Genomic DNA, 20,105 nt, shown 5'->3' on the forward strand with positions numbered 1-20,105 from the left:
GCAACGGTACCGGTCACGGTGGCGTCGCAACCTGGCCAGGCGTTCTGAATCTGATCGTTGATCTGCTTACACTGGCCGGCGTGAGCGAGCGTTTCGTGGTGACCGGTGGCAGTCGGTTATCCGGCGAAGTCGCGGTCGGGGGCGCCAAGAACAGCGTCCTCAAGCTGATGGCCGCGTCCTTGCTGGCTGAGGGGGTGAGCACCATCACCAACTGCCCCGACATCCTCGATGTGCCCTTGATGGCCGAGGTGCTGCGGGGTTTGGGAGCCACTGTCGAGCTGGACGGCTCCACCGTCCGGATCACGTCCCCGGACGAGCCGAAATACGACGCGGACTTCGCCGCGGTCAGGCAGTTCCGCGCGTCGGTGTGTGTGCTGGGCCCGCTGGTGGGTCGCGGTAAGCGCGCCAAGGTGGCCCTGCCTGGCGGTGACGCGATCGGATCACGGCCACTGGACATGCACCAGGCCGGTCTTCGGCAACTGGGTGCGCGCTGCAATATCGAGCACGGCTGTGTGGTGGCCGAGGCCGACCATCTGCGCGGTGCCGAGATCCAGCTGGAGTTCCCGTCGGTCGGTGCCACCGAGAACATCTTGATGGCCGCGGTGCTGGCCGAAGGCGTGACGACGATCCACAACGCCGCGCGTGAACCCGATGTGGTCGACCTGTGCGAGATGCTCAACCAGATGGGCGCCCAGGTCCAGGGTGCGGGGTCGTCCACGCTGACGATCACCGGGGTGGACCGGTTGTATCCCACCGAGCATCGGGTCATCGGCGACCGCATCGTCGCCGCGACCTGGGGGATCGCCGCCGCGATGACGCGCGGCGACATCTCGGTGACGGGCGTGGACCCGGCTCACCTGCAGTTGGTGTTGCACAAGCTGCACGACGCGGGAGCGACGGTCACCCAGCACGACAACGGTTTCCGGGTGGTGCAGTACGAGCGGCCGAAAGCCGTCAACGTCGCCACCTTGCCGTTCCCCGGTTTCCCGACCGACTTGCAGCCGATGGCGATCGGCCTGGCCTGCATCGCCGACGGCACGTCGATGATCACCGAGAACGTGTTCGAGGCGCGGTTCCGGTTCGTCGAGGAGATGATCCGGCTCGGTGCCGATGCCAGGACCGATGGGCACCACGCCGTGGTGCGAGGTCTGCCGCAGTTGTCGAGTGCTCCGGTGTGGGCGTCCGACATCCGGGCCGGCGCGGGGTTGGTGCTCGCCGGCCTCGTCGCGGACGGTGACACCGAGGTGCACGACGTCTACCACATCGATCGCGGGTACCCGCTGTTCGTGGAGAACCTGGCGGCTTTGGGTGCCGAGATCGAGCGGGTAAGCTGATGTTCGTTGGTGTGAACGCAGTCAAATGCCTCTGACCAGCGGATTTGACTTCGGAAGCGCGGAAGTCTTAATCTAGTCGAGTTGCCCCGGACACCGGGGAAACGAAAATTTGACTCGCTGCCGCAGATAGTTTAAGCTGGCAGGGTTGCCCTGAAACGGGACATTCGAGACAAAGCAAGTCTGTTGTTTGAGAACTCAATAGTGTGTTTGGTGGTTTTTGTTTGTTGTTTTTATGCCATCTTGGTGGGGGACTTCCCGTCTTCCTGCTACTTGGGGTGGTTGTTTTTTTGATGCCAGTTTTTGGTGTCTTTGGTTTGGATATCAGGTTTTTCTGATTCGAATTCCACCTGGTGCTTTGGTGCTGGGTTGTTTTTGTTTGGAGAGTTTGATTCTGGCTCAGGACGAACGCTGGCGGCGTGCTTAACACATGCAAGTCGAACGGAAAGGCCCTTCGGGGTGCTCGAGTGGCGAACGGGTGAGTAACACGTGGGTGATCTGCCCTGCACTTTGGGATAAGCCTGGGAAACTGGGTCTAATACCGAATATGATCACGGGCTTCATGGTCTGTGGTGGAAAGCTTTTGCGGTGTGGGATGGGCCCGCGGCCTATCAGCTTGTTGGTGGGGTAATGGCCTACCAAGGCGACGACGGGTAGCCGGCCTGAGAGGGTGACCGGCCACACTGGGACTGAGATACGGCCCAGACTCCTACGGGAGGCAGCAGTGGGGAATATTGCACAATGGGCGCAAGCCTGATGCAGCGACGCCGCGTGAGGGATGACGGCCTTCGGGTTGTAAACCTCTTTCAATAGGGACGAAGCGCAAGTGACGGTACCTATAGAAGAAGGACCGGCCAACTACGTGCCAGCAGCCGCGGTAATACGTAGGGTCCGAGCGTTGTCCGGAATTACTGGGCGTAAAGAGCTCGTAGGTGGTTTGTCGCGTTGTTCGTGAAAACTCACAGCTTAACTGTGGGCGTGCGGGCGATACGGGCAGACTTGAGTACTGCAGGGGAGACTGGAATTCCTGGTGTAGCGGTGGAATGCGCAGATATCAGGAGGAACACCGGTGGCGAAGGCGGGTCTCTGGGCAGTAACTGACGCTGAGGAGCGAAAGCGTGGGGAGCGAACAGGATTAGATACCCTGGTAGTCCACGCCGTAAACGGTGGGTACTAGGTGTGGGTTTCCTTCCTTGGGATCCGTGCCGTAGCTAACGCATTAAGTACCCCGCCTGGGGAGTACGGCCGCAAGGCTAAAACTCAAAGAAATTGACGGGGGCCCGCACAAGCGGCGGAGCATGTGGATTAATTCGATGCAACGCGAAGAACCTTACCTGGGTTTGACATGCACAGGACGTGCCTAGAGATAGGTATTCCCTTGTGGTCTGTGTGCAGGTGGTGCATGGCTGTCGTCAGCTCGTGTCGTGAGATGTTGGGTTAAGTCCCGCAACGAGCGCAACCCTCGTCCTATGTTGCCAGCGGGTTATGCCGGGGACTCGTAGGAGACTGCCGGGGTCAACTCGGAGGAAGGTGGGGATGACGTCAAGTCATCATGCCCCTTATGTCCAGGGCTTCACACATGCTACAATGGCCGGTACAAAGGGCTGCGATGCCGTGAGGTGGAGCGAATCCTTTTAAAGCCGGTCTCAGTTCGGATCGGGGTCTGCAACTCGACCCCGTGAAGTCGGAGTCGCTAGTAATCGCAGATCAGCAACGCTGCGGTGAATACGTTCCCGGGCCTTGTACACACCGCCCGTCACGTCATGAAAGTCGGTAACACCCGAAGCCGGTGGCCTAACCCCTTGTGGGAGGGAGCCGTCGAAGGTGGGATCGGCGATTGGGACGAAGTCGTAACAAGGTAGCCGTACCGGAAGGTGCGGCTGGATCACCTCCTTTCTAAGGAGCACCACGAGACCTGGCCGGCCCCGTAGATTGCGGGATCAGCTGATGTCAGGCGATTCGTTGGATGGCCTCGCGCCTGTAGTGGGCGGGGGTCTGGTGCACAACAAACATTTTGGGTTTCCCGCGTTTGTGGGTGCCTGGCTGCCAGACACACTATTGGGCTTTGAGACAACAGGCCCCGCGGCGTCCTCGCCTTGTGAGGAAGGGATGTCGGCTCTTGACCGTTGGGTTGGGGGTGCTTGTTGTTGCCCCGCTTTGGTGGTGGGGTGTGCTCTTTGATTTGTGGATAGTGGTTGCGAGCATCTTGCACACAGGATTGTGTGGCTGTTGGCCTTTTGGGGTTGGTGGTCATGTTTTTTTGTGTGTTGTGATGTGCAATTTCTTTTTCTTTATTCTGGTTTTTTTGTGTTGTAAGTGTTTAAGGGCGCATGGTGGATGCCTTGGCATTGGGAGCCGATGAAGGACGTGGGAGGCTGCGTTATGCCTCGGGGAGCTGCCAACCGAGCGTGGATCCGAGGATGTCCGAATGGGGAAACCCAGCACGAGTGATGTCGTGTTACCCGCATCTGAATATATAGGGTGCGGGGGGGAACGCGGGGAAGTGAAACATCTCAGTACCCGTAGGAAGAGAAAACAAAAGTGATTCCGTGAGTAGTGGCGAGCGAAAGCGGAGGATGGCTAAACCGTATGCATGTGATACCCGGCGGGGGTTGTGTGTGCGGGGTTGTGGGGCGTTTCTTCTCCGGTCCGCCGACTGGGGCAACAGTGATAAAAGTGTGTGTTAGCGGAAGTGGTCTTGGGATGGCCTGCCGTAGACGGTGAGAGCCCGGTACGCGAAAATGCATGCTCTGTTGTGAGATTGTCCCCGAGTAGCAGCGGGCCCGTGAAATCTGCTGTGAATCTGCCGGGACCACCCGGTAAGCCTGAATACTTCCCAATGACCGATAGCGGATTAGTACCGTGAGGGAATGGTGAAAAGTACCCCGGGAGGGGAGTGAAATAGTACCTGAAACCGTGTGCCTACAATCCGTCAGAGCCCTCGACTTGTCGTGGGGTGATGGCGTGCCTTTTGAAGAATGAGCCTGCGAGTCAGGGACATGTCGCGAGGTTAACCCGTGTGGGGTAGCCGTAGCGAAAGCGAGTCTGAATAGGGCGTATCCAATCCGTAGGGGTTGGTGTAGTGGTGTGTTCTGGACCCGAAGCGGAGTGATCTACCCATGGCCAGGGTGAAGCGCGGGTAAGACCGCGTGGAGGCCCGAACCCACTTAGGTTGAAGACTGAGGGGATGAGTTGTGGGTAGGGGTGAAAGGCCAATCAAACTCCGTGATAGCTGGTTCTCCCCGAAATGCATTTAGGTGCAGCGTTGCGTGTTTCTTGCCGGAGGTAGAGCTACTGGATGGCCGATGGGCCTCACAAGGTTACTGACGTCAGCCAAACTCCGAATGCCGGTAAGTGTAAGCGTGGCAGTGAGACGGCGGGGGATAAGCTCCGTGCGTCGAGAGGGAAACAGCCCAGATCGCCGGCTAAGGCCCCTAAGCGTGTGCTAAGTGGAAAAGGATGTGCAGTCGCGAAGACAACCAGGAGGTTGGCTTAGAAGCAGCCACCCTTGAAAGAGTGCGTAATAGCTCACTGGTCAAGTGATTGTGCGCCGATAATGTAGCGGGGCTCAAGCACACCGCCGAAGCCGCGGCATCGAACTTTGTTCGATGGGTAGGGGAGCGTCCTGCACCCAGTGAAGCAGCCTGGTAATGGAGCTGTGGAGGGTGTGGGAGTGAGAATGCAGGCATGAGTAGCGAATAGGCAAGTGAGAACCTTGCCCGCCGAAAGACCAAGGGTTCCTGGGGCAGGCCAGTCCGCCCAGGGTGAGTCGGGACCTAAGGCGAGGCCGACAGGCGTAGTCGATGGACAACGGGTTGATATTCCCGTACCCGTGTGTGCGCGCCCATGATGAATCAGAGGTACTAACCGCCCAAAACCGTCGTTACCGATCACCTTCGGGTGTGAGGATTGGCGGGGCTGCGCGGGACCTTCTCTGGTAGTAGTCAAGCGATGGGGTGACGCAGGAAGGTAGCCGTACCAGTCAGTGGTAATACTGGGGCAAGCCTGTAGGACGACACTTAGGCAAATCCGGGTGTCATGAAGTCCGAGAGGTGATGCATAGCCGATTGAGGCGAATTCGGTGATCCTATGCTGCCGAGAAAAGCCTCTAGCGAGCTCACACACGGCCCGTACCCCAAACCAACACAGGTGGTCAGGTAGAGAATACTAAGGCGTACGAGATAACTATGGTTAAGGAACTCGGCAAAATGCCCCCGTAACTTCGGGAGAAGGGGGACCCCTTACTGTCATCACCTTTACGGTGGGCAGCGGTGGGGGGTGGCACAAACCAGTGAGAAGCGACTGTTTACTAAAAACACAGGTCCGTGCGAAGTCGCAAGACGATGTATACGGACTGACGCCTGCCCGGTGCTGGAAGGTTAAGAGGACCCGTTAACCCTTCGGGGTGAAGCGGAGAATTTAAGCCCCAGTAAACGGCGGTGGTAACTATAACCATCCTAAGGTAGCGAAATTCCTTGTCGGGTAAGTTCCGACCTGCACGAATGGCGTAACGACTTCTCAACTGTCTCAACCATAGACTCGGCGAAATTGCACTACGAGTAAAGATGCTCGTTACGCGCGGCAGGACGAAAAGACCCCGGGACCTTCACTACAACTTGGTATTGGTGCTCGGTTCGGTTTGTGTAGGATAGGTGGGAGACTGTGAAGCGGTCACGCCAGTGATTGTGGAGTCGTTGTTGAAATACCACTCTGACCGTATTGGGCCTCTAACCTCGAACCGTATATCCGGTTCAGGAACAGTGCCTGGTGGGTAGTTTAACTGGGGCGGTTGCCTCCTAAAATGTAACGGAGGCGCCCAAAGGTTCCCTCAACCTGGATGGCAATCAGGTGTTGAGTGTAAGTGCACAAGGGAGCTTGACTGCGAGACGGACATGTCGAGCAGGGACGAAAGTCGGGACTAGTGATCCGGCACCTCTGAGTGGAAGGGGTGTCGCTCAACGGATAAAAGGTACCCCGGGGATAACAGGCTGATCTTCCCCAAGAGTCCATATCGACGGGATGGTTTGGCACCTCGATGTCGGCTCGTCGCATCCTGGGGCTGGAGCAGGTCCCAAGGGTTGGGCTGTTCGCCCATTAAAGCGGCACGCGAGCTGGGTTTAGAACGTCGTGAGACAGTTCGGTCTCTATCCGCCGCGCGCGTCAGAAGCTTGAGGAAACCTGTCCCTAGTACGAGAGGACCGGGACGGACGAACCTCTGGTCTACCAGTTGTCCCACCAGGGGCACGGCTGGATAGCTACGTTCGGACAGGATAACCGCTGAAAGCATCTAAGCGGGAAACCCCCTCCAAGACCAGGCTTCTCACCCATTAAGTGGGATAAGGCCCCCCGCAGACCACGGGATTGATAGACCAGACCTGTACACCTAGCAATAGGTTCAGGGAACTGGCACTAACCGGCCGAAAACTTACACACACCCCCACACCGGGGGTAGCAAAACAACCGTGTAAGAAAAAGACGCACAACACAATGCCCGCAACCACACCACAAGCACATCAAAGCGATGCGCACCCCACCACCAAAACACACTTCCCCCACACCACAATGTTGGGGGACACTCAAAAAAGAGTGAATAAAGTTACGGCGGCCATAGCGGCAGGGAAACGCCCGGACCCATCCCGAACCCGGAAGCTAAGCCTACCAGCGCCGATGATACTACCCATACGGGTGGAAAAGTAGGACACCGCCGAACACAATTTAAGTCCCCGGCCCTCCAATTTCGATTGGAGGGTCGGGGCATTTTTGTATTTCACGCCAAACAATGGTGCGGCATTCTGGATGAATCAAAACAGCGCCGGCGCGTTTCGGCTCTTCTCCATTTCCAGCAGAACTCTCTTTTTGTCCAATCCGCCGCCATATCCGGTGAGACTGCCGTTTGCGCCGATCACGCGATGGCAGGGCACGATGATCCCCACCGGATTGTGGCCATTGGCCAGACCCACGGCACGGTAGGCGGTCGGAGAACCCACCTGTTCGGCAATTTCGCCGTAGGAGCGGGTTTCGCCATAGGGAATGGTCAACAACGCCTGCCACACCCTGCGTTGGAATGCGGTGCCGACCAAATCCAGGGCCAGGTCGAAGTCCACACGCTCACCGGCGAAATACGCATCAAGTTGTTCCACTGCGTCGGAAAAAGCGTTCGGGTCGTGCTGCCAATCATCCCGGTTCGGTTCGTACGTCTGATCGACCATGCGTAGGTGCATGAGCCGGCCGTCGATCCCGGCCAGGGTGAGTAGCCCCACCGGGCTGTCGATGGATCGGTATTTCATCACGGCGATCATCTCTCCTGCTCGCTCTGTTTGGGTGGCCAATCGTTGACGGCATGGTCCAGTGCGGTCCACAGATGCTGGGTGGCGTAGGCGCGCCACGGCCGCCAGCGGGCGCTATGGGCCGCGAGCGCGGCGGTGCCGGCAGGCAACCCGAGTGATGCGGCCGCGGCTTGCACTCCGAGGTCGGCCACCGGGAATGCATCGGGGTCGCCCAGTCCGCGCATCGCGATGACCTCGGCAGTCCACGGCCCGATTCCCGGCAGGGCGAGCAGTTGTGCCCTGGCCCGGTTCCAGTCCGCGCCGGCATCCAACTCGACGTCTCCGGCGGCCAACGCGGCCACCAGCGAGGTGATGGTCTTGCGCCGGGTCTTTGGCATGGCCAGTCGGTCGGGATCGAGGTCGGCCAGTTGTTCAACGGAGGGAAAGGTATGCGTCAGCCCACCGTGCGCATCGGCGATCGGGGTGCCGTGGTCCGCGGCCAGCCGGCCGGCGTGGGTTCGGGCCGCCTTGATGGACACCTGCTGGCCCAGTACCACCCGGATCGCCAGTTCATCCTCGTCCACCGTGCGTGGGATGCGTTGCCCGGGCGCCTTGGCTACCAGCGGAGCTAACTGGCAGTCCGCACTGAGCGCCTCCACGACGGCCGCCGGATCGGCATCCAGGTCCAGTAGCCTTCGGCAGCGGGCGATCGCCGCGGACAGGTCACGGAAGTCGTCGACTACCAGCCGGCACTGCACGTGGTCGGGAAACGGCGTCAGGCTCACCACCGCGGAACCGGACGCTAGGCGCAGGGTGCGGCGGTAGGCGCCGTCGTGGACCTCCTCGACGCCGGGCACGGCGCTGGCCGCCAGATGTCCGAACAGGCCCTCGAAGGCGAACGGCATCCGGACCGGAAGGCGCAGTGCCAACACGTCGGAGCCGACCGGGTGATCCCGGCCGTACCGGGATCTGGCCCGTCGCCGAAGCTCGGTCGGGGTGAGTGCGCAGACCTCGCGCACGGTGTCGTTGAACTGGCGGATGCTGGCGAACCCCGCCGCGAACGCGACATCGCCGAACGGCAGTTCGGTGGTCTCGATGAGCACGCGGGCGGTCTGCGTCCGTTGGGCACGCGCCAGCGCGAGGGGGTTAGCGCCGACTTCGGCCTGGAGCAGCCGCTCCAGCTGGCGGGTGGTGTAGCCCAGGTGGGCCGCCAGTCCGGTGACACCGTCCCGGTCGACGGTCCCGTCGGCAATCAGCCGCATGGCCCTGGCGACCACGTCGCCACGGACATTCCACTCCGGCGAACCGGGTGAAGCGTCCGGCCGGCACCGCTTGCAGGCGCGGAAGCCCATTCGCTGGGCGGCGGCCGCCGTCGGATAGAACCGAACATTGCGCGCGAACGGCGGGCGTACCGGACAGCTTGGGCGGCAATAGATTCCGGTAGTGAGGACGGCGGTGACGAACCAGCCGTCGAACCGGGAGTCCTTGGATTGGACGGCCCGGTAACAACGGTCGAAATCGTCGTGCATGGCTTCAGCATTACACGCACCCACCGACACCACTGGCGGAAAAACGACACCGATGTGCCGGCGGCGAGCCCGCGCGAACGGGTGAGCCCTATCGGTCGCAGGCGATGGTCGTCGCGTGCTTCTTGCCGCGGGTGCGCCGGCCGATGTTGCGGGCGACATTGCCGGCCAGGTAGACGCCGTAAGCGATGAGCGACACCACTCCCGCTTCGCGGGTTTTCGGACGGCTGATCAGCAGTCCGATCGCCGTCTCCAGGCCACCGTTGATGTACACATAGGTCCGCGTGTGATGGGGGAACGCGATGCGGGTGATCGGCCCGAAGGATCGTGGCTCGATGAAGTGGGCCAGTCCGACACCGGCGGCAAGCAGTCCTGCCAACCTCGCCGAGCGTGCGAAAGCCGTCATCCGTTGCCCTCCCCGTGGTGCGATCGCGCGGCCGTCGCACATCGATAGCCGCGATCAACGCCATACTGACACGCCAATCCGCTAAAGACCAGAGTGGTCCGGCATTGCCGGTTGACACGCGCGTCGCATAAAGTGGCGGCACACGAGGGGGTGGCCCGGCGCGTGCCCGATGATCAGCAGCCACGCGGTCGCGTGGCCCGTGGCACCCGTCTCGGCCGGGTGGCGGTATCCCACGCCTCGCGCACTGCCGTCCGCCGCGCCCGCGAGCCTTTCATGTCCGACGAGGACAGGGCCGCGGCCCGGGATGCCGAGGTGCTGCGGTTGGCCGACGATCTGGTGTCGGCGCTCGGCTCGATGAAGGGCGCCGCGATGAAGCTGGGGCAGGCACTGTCGCTGCTCAATCTCGGGCTGAGCTCTGCCCAGGCCCGCGACGAGTTCTCCCGGCGGCTGGCTCCGCTGTACCGGCGGGCCCCGGCGGTCGACAACGCGGTCATGTTCGCCCTGCTCGATCGCGAACTGGGCAACCGGCGCGGCCGGCTGGCATCGATCGACCCGGTACCGCTGGCGGCCGCCTCGCTGGGGCAGGTGTACCGCGGTCGACTCGACGACGGCCGGACGGTGGCGATCAAAGTGCAGTACCCGTCCGTGCAGTCGTCGGTCCGCGCGGACCTGAAGAACCTTGCACTGCTGGTGCGGCTGCGCTCCCGGGATTTCCCCAATCTCGGCCTCGAGGAACTGGTCGATGAGATCAGCCACCAGATTCGTCTGGAGCTGGACTACGAGCGCGAGTTCGACAATCACCGCAGCGTGTACCTGGATCACCTCGGCCATCCGGTGTTCCGCATTCCCGAACCCATCGAAAACCTCTCTACGGCACGGGTATTGACCAGTGAGTATCTGAGCGGTACGACATTGGATCAACTGGGGCCGGTGACACCCGAAGTGGCTGACCATCTCGGCGAGGCCGTGTACCGGTTCTACTGCGGTGGTTTGTACACCAACGGCCGGTTCTGCGCCGACCCCCATCCCGGCAATATCGTCGTACTCGCCGACGGTGCAGTCGGTTTCGTCGACTTCGGTCTCTACGTGAGCATGGACTCCGAACAGTTGGAGTTGGAACGAACGATTCTCGGTGCAGTGCTGGCCGGTGACACCGGCACGGCGTATGCATCGGCCCGCGCCGGCGGGTTCATCGTCGACGAATCGGCGATGCCCGAAGAGATGGTGATGGATTACCTGACCACGGTGGCGAGCTGGCATCTGGCACCAGGCGTGGTCACGGTGACCCCGAAGATCGCGCATCGGTCGTTGGCCCAGGCGATGCTGCCCCGATCGGAATTTCGCAAAGGCATGTATCGCCAACGCGTTCCGCGGGAGCATCTGTTCTCCCGCCGAACCGAGATGAGCGTATGCGCGCTGCTCGGGGACCTGCAGGCCAGCGCACCCTGGCGAGCGATATCCGAGGAGTGGATTCTGGGCCGGGAGCCCGCCACCGAGATGGGTCTGCGCATCGCGAGATGGGAATCAGCGAGAACCCGCTAGTCCGCTCATCCCATGCAGTAGGTAGTCGGTGCACAACGTCGCGGCGTGCTCGGTGTTCATCTCGGCAGCCGCGCCGACCAACGCGGGCAACACCGTCGTGACGATTGCCGACACCGCCGCTTGCCCCGCGACATCGAGATCCAGATCGCGGTGCACCCAGCCTTGTTCGCGGCCGTGCTCGAACAGGGTGGTGAACTGGTCGGCGGCGCGCTGATAGGTGACGAGCGTGGCGGCCAGCGCGTCGTCGTCGACTCCTGCGGCGGTCAGGGCGATGAAGCTCATGAACTCGGCATGCTCGACGAAATAGGTTATGGCACGGGCAATCCGGACGCCGAGCTCGGCGACGAACTCTTCGCGGTCGGCCAGCTCGGGCGCGCCGTCGACGGGACTGACCGCGGCAACCAGCTCGGTCTCGGTGGTGCGCTGGATCGTGGTCAGCACATCGCGCTTGTTGCGGAAATAGTTGTAGAACGTCCCGTGGCTGGCGCCGGCGGCGGCGGCGATTTCGGCGACGTCCACTTCGCGGTATCCGTTGGCCATGAACAGGCCCACGGCCGCGGCGTACAGCTGGGATGCTCGGTCGGAACCGGTGGATGATGTCGCCGTCATTGCGCCGAGTCCTGCGGCACCAGGACACCACGATCGATCATCGCCTGCGCCGACTCCAGGAAGCGGGTGCGCTTCGCGTCGTCGGAATCGCCCAGCAGCGTCATGACGAGACCGGGGCCGATCATGCCCACCGCCAGGCGGCCCATTCGCGTCCAGTCACCGTCGTCATCGCCCGAGGGCGCCAGATGGTCCAGGCCGCGGGACAATTGGCCGTCCAGGATGGACATCAGCCCGGTGACCCGGTCGCGTAGTTCGGCGTCGATCGCGCTGCACTGCACGGTGATCAACTTCAGTAGACCCGGTTCGCGATCGACCAGATCGAAAAGGCGGGTGCCCACCGTCCGGACCAGTTGCAGCGCCTCTTCACGGTCGGCCGGGGCCTGCGCCAGCTCGTCGACGGCGAGTGCGTCGACGGTTTTCTCCACCGCGAAGTCGAAGACGTGATCGAGCAGTTCGCGTTTGCTGGTGAAGTAACGGTAGATGGTGCCGTGCCCGACGCCGGCATGCGCGGCGATGTCGGCGATCGAGGTGTCGTCATACCCGTTCTGGGTGAACACCGCGAAGGCGGCGGCGACGATGGTCTTGCGCCGGGCTTCCTGAAGTCCTGCGATCTTGGGCCGGCCGCGCCGTGGTTTGCTGCTCTCAGCCGCAGCATCCGCCCCTTGCACCCGGCGAGTGTACAGCGATCCCACGATGAACTGCCCCGGTAACGGCCGCCCGGTTCGGCGGGCGAGCGGTCGCTTCGCGCCTGGCCGGCGGCATCGATGGGGTGGGCATCCGGGAGTTCCGAGATGTCGTGCTCGATGCACTGCTATACAAGTTTCTGATCGCTGTCACAGAAGAGGGCGCAGATGACCAGCAGTGCGGCATTCATCGGTCGTATCGGCGGCTTGGCCGTGGCGCTGGGGATCGGTGCCGCGATCGCCGGCAGTCCGGGCATCGCCGCCGCCGACGCCGGCGCCCCGTCATCGGATGCCAAGCCCGCAACCGCGGCGGCCGAGTCGAAAACGAAAACCGAGACGGCAGAAGCCGGCCCCGTTGCCGGCGAAGCCAGCGCCGCGGCCGCGCCGCGGAGCACCGCCTCGCGTCGTCCGGTCGTGCGCGCCCACCGGACGACGTCGCGGGCGGCGGCCGAGAAGCCGGATTCAGACGCAGACAAGCCGGCGAGCGAGGCACCGGATCGTCGTCGCGCACCGAAGAACAACCCGGTCGCGCTGGCGCTGGCCGCGGTCGCGCGCCGCGAGATCGGCCATGACCGGCAGAGCGCCACCACGGGGCGGGCGGTCAGCGCCGCAGCCAACCCCACGGTGGCCGCCGCGGCGGAGCCGGCCGTGAGCGCAAGTCCACTGGGCACCGCCGATCAACTCGCGGCAGAGAAACTTGCCAAGCGCACCGCCGACACCTTGCCGGTCCGATTGGTCAAACTCGTTCTGCGGGCGGGATTCCTGTCCGCGGCCAAGAAGCAGTTCGACCAGGTCGGCGGCCCCGACCAGGGCAACGTCGACCGGCTCGACGCGGCCGTCGACGCGTACGCAATGGCCTCGGCGTTCCAGCAGCAGTTGCTCAACTCGGCCAAACCGACCGTTGTCATGCAGGTGGCGCCGCCGCACACCTGGTACGGACAGGATGCCGGTGCCTCGCGCATCCTGTACGACAATCCGGACACCATCTACCGGTTCATGGGTGTCAACGGCGCCTCCAACTATGTGATCACCGGCCGCTTCGCGGACCCCGACCACATGCCGGCCGACACCACCTTCAGCGTGCTGACCGGCCTGACCGGCAACACCAAGGCGGTGCTCACCAAGGACAAGCTGGTGATCAACCCGGACGGTACGTTCACCATCACCGCCGATTCGACGCCGGCCGATGGCCGCGACAATCACCTGCAATTGCCCGCCGATGCCACCTTGATCGCGACCCGGAACACGTTGGCGGACTGGGGGACCGAGGTCCCGATGTCGCTGCAGATCACCCGCGTCGGCGGCCCGCCGAACAGCCTGTTCAGCCAGCTCGGCGGATTCGCGATCCCGGGACTCGGGCCGGCCGTGGTGCGCAATCCGATCCTGACCAAATTGGTGTCCCTGGTGCCGCCGCTACCTTCCGTGCCGCCACTGGTGCGCGGCACGGTGACGGCGGTGATCATGGCACTGGGCGTCCAGCGGGAAGCCAAGTACATCGCCGTGGCGACCACGGATCCGGCGACAGGTCAGCACCAGCAGCCCAGCGTGTTTCACAACCCGACCCGCAATGCGGAGTTCCTCGCCACCCAGCTGCAGAGCGCCGGCTACTTCCAGCTCGATGCCGACCAGGCCCTGGTACTGACCATCGACCCCGGCGGCGCCGGGTATTTCGTGGTGCCGGTGACCGACGACTGGACGGTCACCAAGGACTACTGGAACGAGCAGACCAGCCTGAACATCTCACAGGCGGTGCGCAACGATGACGGGACCTACACGATCGTGGTGTCCCCGACCGATCCCGGTGTGGCCAACTGGGTCTCCACCGGCGGGCTGCACCAGGGCACCATCTCGATCCGGTTCCAGGTGCTCGACGACGGTGCATCGCCGACGGTGGACAGCCGGCTCGTCCCGCTCGGCGACCTTTCGACGGTGTTGCCGCCGGGCACCGAATACCTCACCGCCGAGCAGCGCGCGGCGCAGATCGCCACCCGCAAGAGCGGATTCGACAACCGCTTCGCGCCGTACCCGCAGCCGTAGAATCGGCTGCTGTGACCGCACTGGTGCAGCAGTACCTGGACTCGATCCGCTCCGAGCACGCCGGCGTGACCGACGGCGCACTGGCGGGATACATCCCCGAACTGGCCGGCGTCGACCCCCGCGGTTTCGCGGTGTCACTGTCCTCCTCCGATGGCTTCGTCTACGAATCTGGCGATGCGGCAGTGCAATTCACCATCCAATCCATCGCCAAACCGTTCACCTACGCGCTCGCTCTCGAACACCTCGGCCAATCGGCGGTGGATGCCAGGATCGGTGTCGAGCCCTCCGGCGAGGCGTTCAACGAGATCAGCGTCGACCGGCTCACCAAGACGCCGAAGAACCCGATGATCAATGCCGGTGCGATCGCCGCCGTTTCGCTGATTCCCGGCGACACCCCGGAGCAGAAGTTCGCGCTGATCCGGGAGTTCTACTCGGCGTTCGCCGGCCGGCAGTTGGAGATCGACGCGCAGGTGTACGCGTCGGAGAAGCGGACCGGCAGCCGCAACCGGGCGATCGCCTACATGCTGGCCAGTTTCGGCGTGCTCGACGGGGATCCGGATGAGGTGCTCGACGTCTATTTCAGGCAGTGTTCGTTCAATGTCACCACCACCGACCTGGCCCGGATGGCGGCGACCCTGGCGCGCGGTGGGGTGAACCCGATGACCGGTCGCCGGGTCGCCGATGCGGCGGTGGTCCGGCGCACGTTGTCGGTGATGGTCACCTGCGGGATGTATGACGCAGCCGGTGACTGGGTGAGCGCGGTGGGCATGCCCGCCAAGAGTGGGGTGGGTGGCGGAATCGTGGCCGTGCTGCCCGGCCAGGTGGGCATCGGTGTCTACTCGCCGCTGCTGGACGCCAAGGGCAACAGTGTGCGCGGAGTCTTGTTGTGCCGCAGCCTGTCCGAACAGCTCGGGCTGCACTTCCTGACCGTGTCGCGCGATTCCCGGGCCAGCCTGCGGGCGATCTACCAACCGCGGGACAACATCCGGGTGTACGAGACTCAGGGCGATCTGTTGTTCTGCGGGGCAGAGCAGGTGGTGCGGACCGTCGACCGGGCCTGCGACGATTTCGCGGTGAGCATCCTCGACGTCTCCCGCGTCGACGATATCGACGACGCCGCCAGAGGTCTGCTCTCGGGCATGAGCGCCGCGCTGCAGGACCGTGGGAAGGCCGGCCTCATCGTCGATCCGGACCGGGTGGTGATCCCGCAGGGGTCGGAGTTCGAGAGTGTGCGCTACTCCACGGTGGAGGATGCGGTGGACGCCGCCCAGGCGTTCATGCACGGACGGTGACTCAGACCGGCAGCGCCAACCTGGTCGGTTCGTCCAGGCCGCGCAGGGCCACCGTGTCGCCGAGAGTCCAGTTGGCGCTTTCGGTTTCGGTGGCGCCGGCCAGGGTGCCGGACGAGGCCACCAGATGTCCCGGCACGGACTTGGCGTGCTCGCACAGCCGGGCCGCCTCGTTCACCGGTTCGCCGATCACGGTGTATTCGAATCGCTCCTTGGCGCCGACGTTGCCGGCCACCACCTGACCGGCGGCCACTCCGATCCCGGCGTCCAGTTCGGGCACCTCGCTGCGCAGCCGGGTGGCGATGGCCCGCGCCGCGGCCAGGGCCTCGTCCTCGGCGTTCGGCAGGGAGACGGGCGCGCCGAACACCGCCAGCACGGCGTCGCCCTCGAACTTGTTGAGCAACCCGTGGTGCCGGTCCACCTCGTCGACGATGACGGCGAAGAACCGGTTCAGCAGTGCGACCACCTCCTTGGCAGGCCGGCTGGTGACCAGTGCGGTGGAGCCGATGACGTCGACGAAAATCACTGCGGCATGGCGCTCTTCGCCACCGAGTTCGGGGCGTTCTTTCTCGGCGAGGGCGGCCACGTCGCGCCCGACGTGCTTGCCGAACAGGTCGCGGACCCGTTCCCGTTCGCGTAACCCGACGACCATCGAGTTGAAGCCCCGCTGCAGCTGGCCGAGTTCGGTCCCGTCGAACACCACCAGTTCGGTGTCCAGGTCTCCGCGTTCGACGCGGTTGAGCGCGGCGCGCACCACCCGCACGGGTGTCGCGGTGAGCCAGGACAGGATCCACATCAGGATGAAACCGAAGATCAGGGCGAACAGCGCGAGGATCATCACGGCGACGGTGAACTGGGTCGGCGAGACGATCTGCAGCGACAGCGTGATGATGGCGGCCAACAGGATGCCCAGCACCGGCACGCCGGAGCCCAGCGCCCACACCGTCAGGGTGCGGCCCATGATGCCGGGGGCGAACCGCCGGGGCGGGGGCCCGACCTCGAGCGCTTGGGCGGCCACCGGGCGAAGCGCGAACTCGGTGAACAGGTAACAGCTCGCCGACACCACGATGCCGGGGAAACTGATGCCCAGAAGCACTTTGGGGATGTACTGGCTGTCCTGCAGGCCGTACAACAGGGTGAGCAGCAGCGTGCCGCCCGCCCACAGCACCAGCAGCACCCGGCTCAGCCGCCACGGGGCGAAGAAGGTGTTGCGCTGGTCGCGTGGCGTGGGTTCGAGCTCCTCGATGGCCCACCGGACATTGTTGATCACCCGGTTGGTCGCCCAGATGACGCCGACGATGAACGCCAGCGCGATGTAGGCGGGCGCGACCGCGAACGTGATCCACAGCACCTTCGGGGCGAACACGCTCGGCACCGGGAACGTCACCGTCACCACGAGGATCGCGACACCGACACCGATCAGGTTGGCGCCGAGCACCACCGTGGTGAGGATGGTTTGGATGCGGACGCGGCGACGGCGCTGGCTCTCCGAGACCCGGCCCAGGATCCACGACCCGTACTCCGGAGTGGCGCTGCCGTGGCTCGTCTGGCGGGTCATCCTCTCCAGGACACGGCCGAGGCGTTGGGCAGCGGTCTTTTCTGGAGTCATCGTGGCGCCAGCCTAGTGATAAAGCCGGGGCAATCTATGGTGGTTCGGTGCGCCTCGTCATCGCCCAATGCACCGTCGATTACGTCGGCCGTCTCACCGCCCATCTGCCCTCGGCCCGTCGGCTGCTGTTGTTCAAGGCCGACGGCTCGGTGAGCATCCATGCGGACGACCGTGCGTACAAGCCGCTGAACTGGATGAGCCCGCCCTGCTGGGTCACCGAGTCCACAGCCGAGGGCGCCGAACTGCTGTGGGTGGTGGAGAACAAAGCCGGCGAGCAACTACGCATCACCGTGCAGGACGTCGAGCACGACTCCAGCCATGAGCTGGGCGTGGATCCCGGCTTGGTCAAGGACGGGGTGGAGGCACACCTGCAGATACTGCTGGCCGAGCATGTCGAACTGCTGGGCGCGGGCTTCTCCCTGGTGCGCCGTGAATACATGACGCCGATCGGCCCGGTGGACCTGATGTGCCGGGACGAGACGGGCCGGTCGGTGGCCGTGGAGATCAAGCGGCGCGGAGAGATCGACGGTGTCGAACAGCTCACCCGGTATCTGGAGCTGCTCAACCGGGATACCGTGCTGGCGCCGGTGAGTGGAGTGTTCGCCGCGCAGCAGATCAAGCCGCAGGCTCGTACACTGGCCGAAGATCGCGGAATCCGTTGCGTGGTGCTGGATTACGACAAGATGCGCGGGATGGACAACGACGAGTTCCGGTTGTTCTGATGGGCAGGCGCGGGACCAACCGGCGCGCTCAACCGAACAGGTCGCTGCCCACGCCGCCGCGCCTGGAGGTGGGACCGGACGGCTATGACTACCACGTCCGGCCGGTGGCGGGAGCCCGCGCCGAAAAGACCTACCGATGCCCTGGTTGCGATCACGAGATCAAGCCGGGAACGGCGCATGTGCTGGTCTGGCCGGCAGACGGCGCCGACATGGACGATCGCCGGCACTGGCATTCGCCGTGCTGGACGAACCGGGGAAATCGGGCGCCGACGCGCAGATGGTCCTAGTGCTGGTCAGTGCTCGGCGTCGGCGGCAGGCTCGACGAGTTCGATCAGCACGCCGCCGGCATCCTTGGGGTGGATGAAGTTGATCCGGGAGTCGGCGGTGCCGCGCCGCGGCGCGTCGTAGAGCAACCGGACGCCTTCGGCGCGCAGACGCTCGGACAGCGCGTCGATATCGCTGGTGCGGTAGGCCAGCTGCTGCAGGCCGGGGCCGCGGGTACCGATGAACTTGGCGATGGTCGACTTCTCGTCCAGCGGCGAGAGCAGCTGGATCTGGGCGCTGCCCTTGGCCGCGCCGCGCACCGACAGCATGGCCTCGCGGACGCCCTGGTCTTCGTTGATCTCCTCGTGCAGCACGATCATGCCGAGGTGGTCGTGGTACCACTTGATGGCCGCGTCCAGGTCCGGCACGGCGATCCCGACGTGATCGATCGCGGTCACCAGTGCGCTTGCAAGGGCCGGACGGGCGTCGACGTGCTCGGTGGTCATAAAGTAAAAGTAACCTGACATGGTGGTTTTTATGCCTGTGTGATAGGCCACACTAGGCTTTACAGAATGCTTGGAGGATGGAAATGACGACCTCGGTGATCGTTGCGGGCGCCCGCACCCCGGTGGGCAAGCTGATGGGCTCGCTCAAGGACTTCTCGGGCAGCGATCTCGGCGCCGTCGCCATCAAGGGCGCCCTGGAGAAGGCCGGTGTGGCGGCGTCGGCGGTCGACTACGTGATCATGGGCCAGGTGCTGACCGCGGGCGCCGGTCAGATGCCGGCCCGCCAGGCCGCTGTCGCCGCCGGTATCGGCTGGGATGTCCCGGCACTGACGATCAACAAGATGTGCCTGTCCGGGATCGACGCCATCGCGCTGGCCGATCAGCTGATCCGCGCCGGGGAGTTCGACGTCGTGGTGGCCGGTGGTCAGGAATCGATGAGCCAGGCACCGCACCTGCTGCCCAAGAGCCGCGAGGGCTTCAAGTACGGGGACACCACGCTGGTCGACCACCTGGCCTATGACGGTCTGCACGATGTGTTCACCGACCAGCCCATGGGTGCGCTCACCGAGCAGCGCAACGACGTCGACCAGTTCACCCGGGCTCAGCAGGACGGGCTGGCCGCGCAGTCGCACCAGAAGGCCGCGGCTGCGTGGAAGGACGGCGTGTTCGCCGACGAGGTCGTGCCTGTGCAGATCCCGCAGCGCAAGGGTGATCCCATCGAATTCACCGAGGACGAGGGCATCCGGGCCAACACCACCGCGGAGTCCCTCGGCGGGCTGCGCCCGGCGTTCCGCAAGGACGGCACCATCACGGCCGGGTCGGCCTCGCAGATCTCCGACGGTGCGGCCGCGGTCGTGGTGATGAGCAAGGCCAAGGCCGAGGAGCTCGGGCTGGAGTGGCTGGTCGAGATCGGCGCGCACGGCGTCGTCGCGGGACCGGACTCGACGCTGCAGAGTCAGCCCGCCAATGCCATCAAGAAGGCCATCGCGCGCGAGGGCATCACCGTCGATCAGCTGGACGTCATCGAGATCAACGAGGCGTTCGCCGCGGTGTCGCTGGCGTCGACGAAGGAACTCGGCGTCGACCCGGAGAAGGTGAACGTCAACGGTGGCGCCATTGCCATCGGCCACCCGATCGGGATGTCCGGTGCCCGGATCACCCTGCACGCGGCGCTGGAGCTGGCCCGTAAGGGATCCGGCTACGCCGTCGCGGCGCTGTGCGGCGCCGGTGGCCAGGGCGACGCGCTGATCCTGCGCCGCCCCTGACTGACAACGACAGCTTGTAGTAGCCGGCCGGCGGCTCGGGCACAATGATT

14 protein-coding genes and 3 rRNA genes are annotated in these 20,105 nt (G+C 64.0%); 10 read left to right on the forward strand and 7 right to left on the reverse strand.

The window, feature by feature from the left end; all coding sequences use genetic code 11:
* Positions 1-80: 80 nt before the first annotated feature.
* From murA to rrf, 4 genes are all read left to right on the forward strand, one after another.
* Positions 81-1,334, forward strand: a complete 1,254-nt coding sequence (gene murA, locus ACXPWS_RS07845; RefSeq protein WP_458711903.1) for a UDP-N-acetylglucosamine 1-carboxyvinyltransferase — start codon at positions 81-83, stop codon at positions 1,332-1,334.
* 373 nt (positions 1,335-1,707) lie between these two features.
* Positions 1,708-3,227: ribosomal RNA gene (locus ACXPWS_RS07850) — 16S ribosomal RNA — on the forward strand.
* Positions 3,228-3,641: 414 nt separating this feature from the next.
* A 23S ribosomal RNA gene (locus ACXPWS_RS07855) occupies positions 3,642-6,764 on the forward strand.
* A 164-nt stretch (positions 6,765-6,928) separates the two neighbouring features.
* Positions 6,929-7,041 (forward strand): 5S ribosomal RNA (gene rrf / locus ACXPWS_RS07860).
* Together the 16S, 23S and 5S rRNA genes form the textbook arrangement of a ribosomal RNA operon.
* Before the next feature lie 91 nt (positions 7,042-7,132).
* Here the strand turns inward: rrf and ACXPWS_RS07865 are convergent.
* From ACXPWS_RS07865 to ACXPWS_RS07875, 3 genes are all read right to left on the reverse strand, one after another.
* Positions 7,133-7,630: a methylated-DNA--[protein]-cysteine S-methyltransferase gene (locus ACXPWS_RS07865; RefSeq protein ID WP_458711904.1), complete on the reverse strand. Its 498-nt coding sequence runs from the start codon at positions 7,628-7,630 to the stop codon at positions 7,133-7,135.
* A complete protein-coding gene (locus ACXPWS_RS07870; RefSeq protein ID WP_458711905.1) occupies positions 7,627-9,126 on the reverse strand; it encodes an AlkA N-terminal domain-containing protein in 1,500 nt (499 codons plus the stop codon). The genes ACXPWS_RS07865 and ACXPWS_RS07870 overlap by 4 nt, the downstream gene beginning before the upstream one ends.
* Positions 9,127-9,214: 88 nt before the next feature.
* Positions 9,215-9,529, reverse strand: coding sequence for a hypothetical protein (locus ACXPWS_RS07875; protein WP_458711906.1), 315 nt, complete (start codon positions 9,527-9,529; stop codon positions 9,215-9,217).
* Between the two features lie 162 nt (positions 9,530-9,691).
* On the opposite strand from ACXPWS_RS07875, the gene ACXPWS_RS07880 reads away from it, so the two are divergent.
* Positions 9,692-11,071 (forward strand): ABC1 kinase family protein, encoded by a 1,380-nt coding sequence (locus tag ACXPWS_RS07880; RefSeq protein ID WP_458711907.1) that lies wholly within the window; start codon positions 9,692-9,694, stop codon positions 11,069-11,071.
* On the opposite strand, the gene ACXPWS_RS07885 is transcribed toward ACXPWS_RS07880, so the two are convergent.
* Positions 11,054-11,680 (reverse strand): TetR/AcrR family transcriptional regulator, encoded by a 627-nt coding sequence (locus tag ACXPWS_RS07885; protein ID WP_458711908.1) that lies wholly within the window; start codon positions 11,678-11,680, stop codon positions 11,054-11,056. The genes ACXPWS_RS07880 and ACXPWS_RS07885 overlap by 18 nt on opposite strands.
* Positions 11,677-12,348, reverse strand: a complete 672-nt coding sequence (locus ACXPWS_RS07890) for a TetR/AcrR family transcriptional regulator (RefSeq protein WP_458711909.1) — start codon at positions 12,346-12,348, stop codon at positions 11,677-11,679. Before ACXPWS_RS07890 ends, ACXPWS_RS07885 begins: the two co-directional genes overlap by 4 nt.
* A gap of 183 nt (positions 12,349-12,531) precedes the next feature.
* Between ACXPWS_RS07890 and ACXPWS_RS07895 the strand changes: the two genes are divergently transcribed.
* Both ACXPWS_RS07895 and glsA read left to right on the forward strand, forming a co-directional pair.
* Positions 12,532-14,400, forward strand: a complete 1,869-nt coding sequence (locus ACXPWS_RS07895) for a DUF1214 domain-containing protein (RefSeq protein WP_458711910.1) — start codon at positions 12,532-12,534, stop codon at positions 14,398-14,400.
* 11 nt (positions 14,401-14,411) lie between these two features.
* Positions 14,412-15,692, forward strand: a complete 1,281-nt coding sequence (glsA, locus tag ACXPWS_RS07900) for a glutaminase A (protein ID WP_458711911.1) — start codon at positions 14,412-14,414, stop codon at positions 15,690-15,692.
* Between the two features lies 1 nt (position 15,693).
* Here the strand turns inward: glsA and ACXPWS_RS07905 are convergent, their stop codons facing one another.
* Complete coding sequence (locus tag ACXPWS_RS07905) at positions 15,694-17,298, reverse strand: adenylate/guanylate cyclase domain-containing protein (RefSeq protein ID WP_458711912.1); 1,605 nt, start codon at positions 17,296-17,298, stop codon at positions 15,694-15,696.
* 47 nt (positions 17,299-17,345) lie between these two features.
* Between ACXPWS_RS07905 and nucS the strand changes: the two genes are divergently transcribed.
* Both nucS and ACXPWS_RS07915 read left to right on the forward strand, forming a co-directional pair.
* Complete coding sequence (gene nucS / locus ACXPWS_RS07910) at positions 17,346-18,020, forward strand: endonuclease NucS (RefSeq protein WP_458711913.1); 675 nt, start codon at positions 17,346-17,348, stop codon at positions 18,018-18,020.
* Positions 18,020-18,307: a hypothetical protein gene (locus ACXPWS_RS07915; protein WP_458711914.1), complete on the forward strand. Its 288-nt coding sequence runs from the start codon at positions 18,020-18,022 to the stop codon at positions 18,305-18,307. Before nucS ends, ACXPWS_RS07915 begins: the two co-directional genes overlap by 1 nt.
* 6 nt (positions 18,308-18,313) lie before the next feature.
* Here the strand turns inward: ACXPWS_RS07915 and mce are convergent, their stop codons facing one another.
* A complete protein-coding gene (gene mce / locus ACXPWS_RS07920; RefSeq protein ID WP_458711915.1) occupies positions 18,314-18,790 on the reverse strand; it encodes a methylmalonyl-CoA epimerase in 477 nt (158 codons plus the stop codon).
* 83 nt (positions 18,791-18,873) lie between these two features.
* On the opposite strand from mce, the gene ACXPWS_RS07925 reads away from it, so the two are divergent.
* Positions 18,874-20,055: an acetyl-CoA C-acetyltransferase gene (locus ACXPWS_RS07925; protein ID WP_458711916.1), complete on the forward strand. Its 1,182-nt coding sequence runs from the start codon at positions 18,874-18,876 to the stop codon at positions 20,053-20,055.
* Positions 20,056-20,105: the final 50 nt, after the last annotated feature.

This window comes from Mycobacterium sp. BMJ-28, assembly GCF_054404835.1.

Bases quoted from the DNA above. Each gene is read 5' to 3' on its own strand.
- ACXPWS_RS07865 (WP_458711904.1), bottom strand. From the start codon at position 7,630: ATGATCGCCGTGATGAAATACCGATCCATCGACAGCCCGGTGGGGCTA.
- ACXPWS_RS07870 (WP_458711905.1), bottom strand. From the start codon at position 9,126: ATGCACGACGATTTCGACCGTTGTTACCGGGCCGTCCAATCCAAGGAC.
- ACXPWS_RS07875 (WP_458711906.1), bottom strand. From the start codon at position 9,529: ATGACGGCTTTCGCACGCTCGGCGAGGTTGGCAGGACTGCTTGCCGCC.
- ACXPWS_RS07885 (WP_458711908.1), bottom strand. From the start codon at position 11,680: ATGACGGCGACATCATCCACCGGTTCCGACCGAGCATCCCAGCTGTAC.
- ACXPWS_RS07895 (WP_458711910.1), top strand. From the start codon at position 12,532: ATGACCAGCAGTGCGGCATTCATCGGTCGTATCGGCGGCTTGGCCGTG.
- ACXPWS_RS07905 (WP_458711912.1), bottom strand. From the start codon at position 17,298: ATGACTCCAGAAAAGACCGCTGCCCAACGCCTCGGCCGTGTCCTGGAG.
- ACXPWS_RS07915 (WP_458711914.1), top strand. From the start codon at position 18,020: ATGGGCAGGCGCGGGACCAACCGGCGCGCTCAACCGAACAGGTCGCTG.
- mce (WP_458711915.1), bottom strand. From the start codon at position 18,790: ATGACCACCGAGCACGTCGACGCCCGTCCGGCCCTTGCAAGCGCACTG.
- ACXPWS_RS07925 (WP_458711916.1), top strand. From the start codon at position 18,874: ATGACGACCTCGGTGATCGTTGCGGGCGCCCGCACCCCGGTGGGCAAG.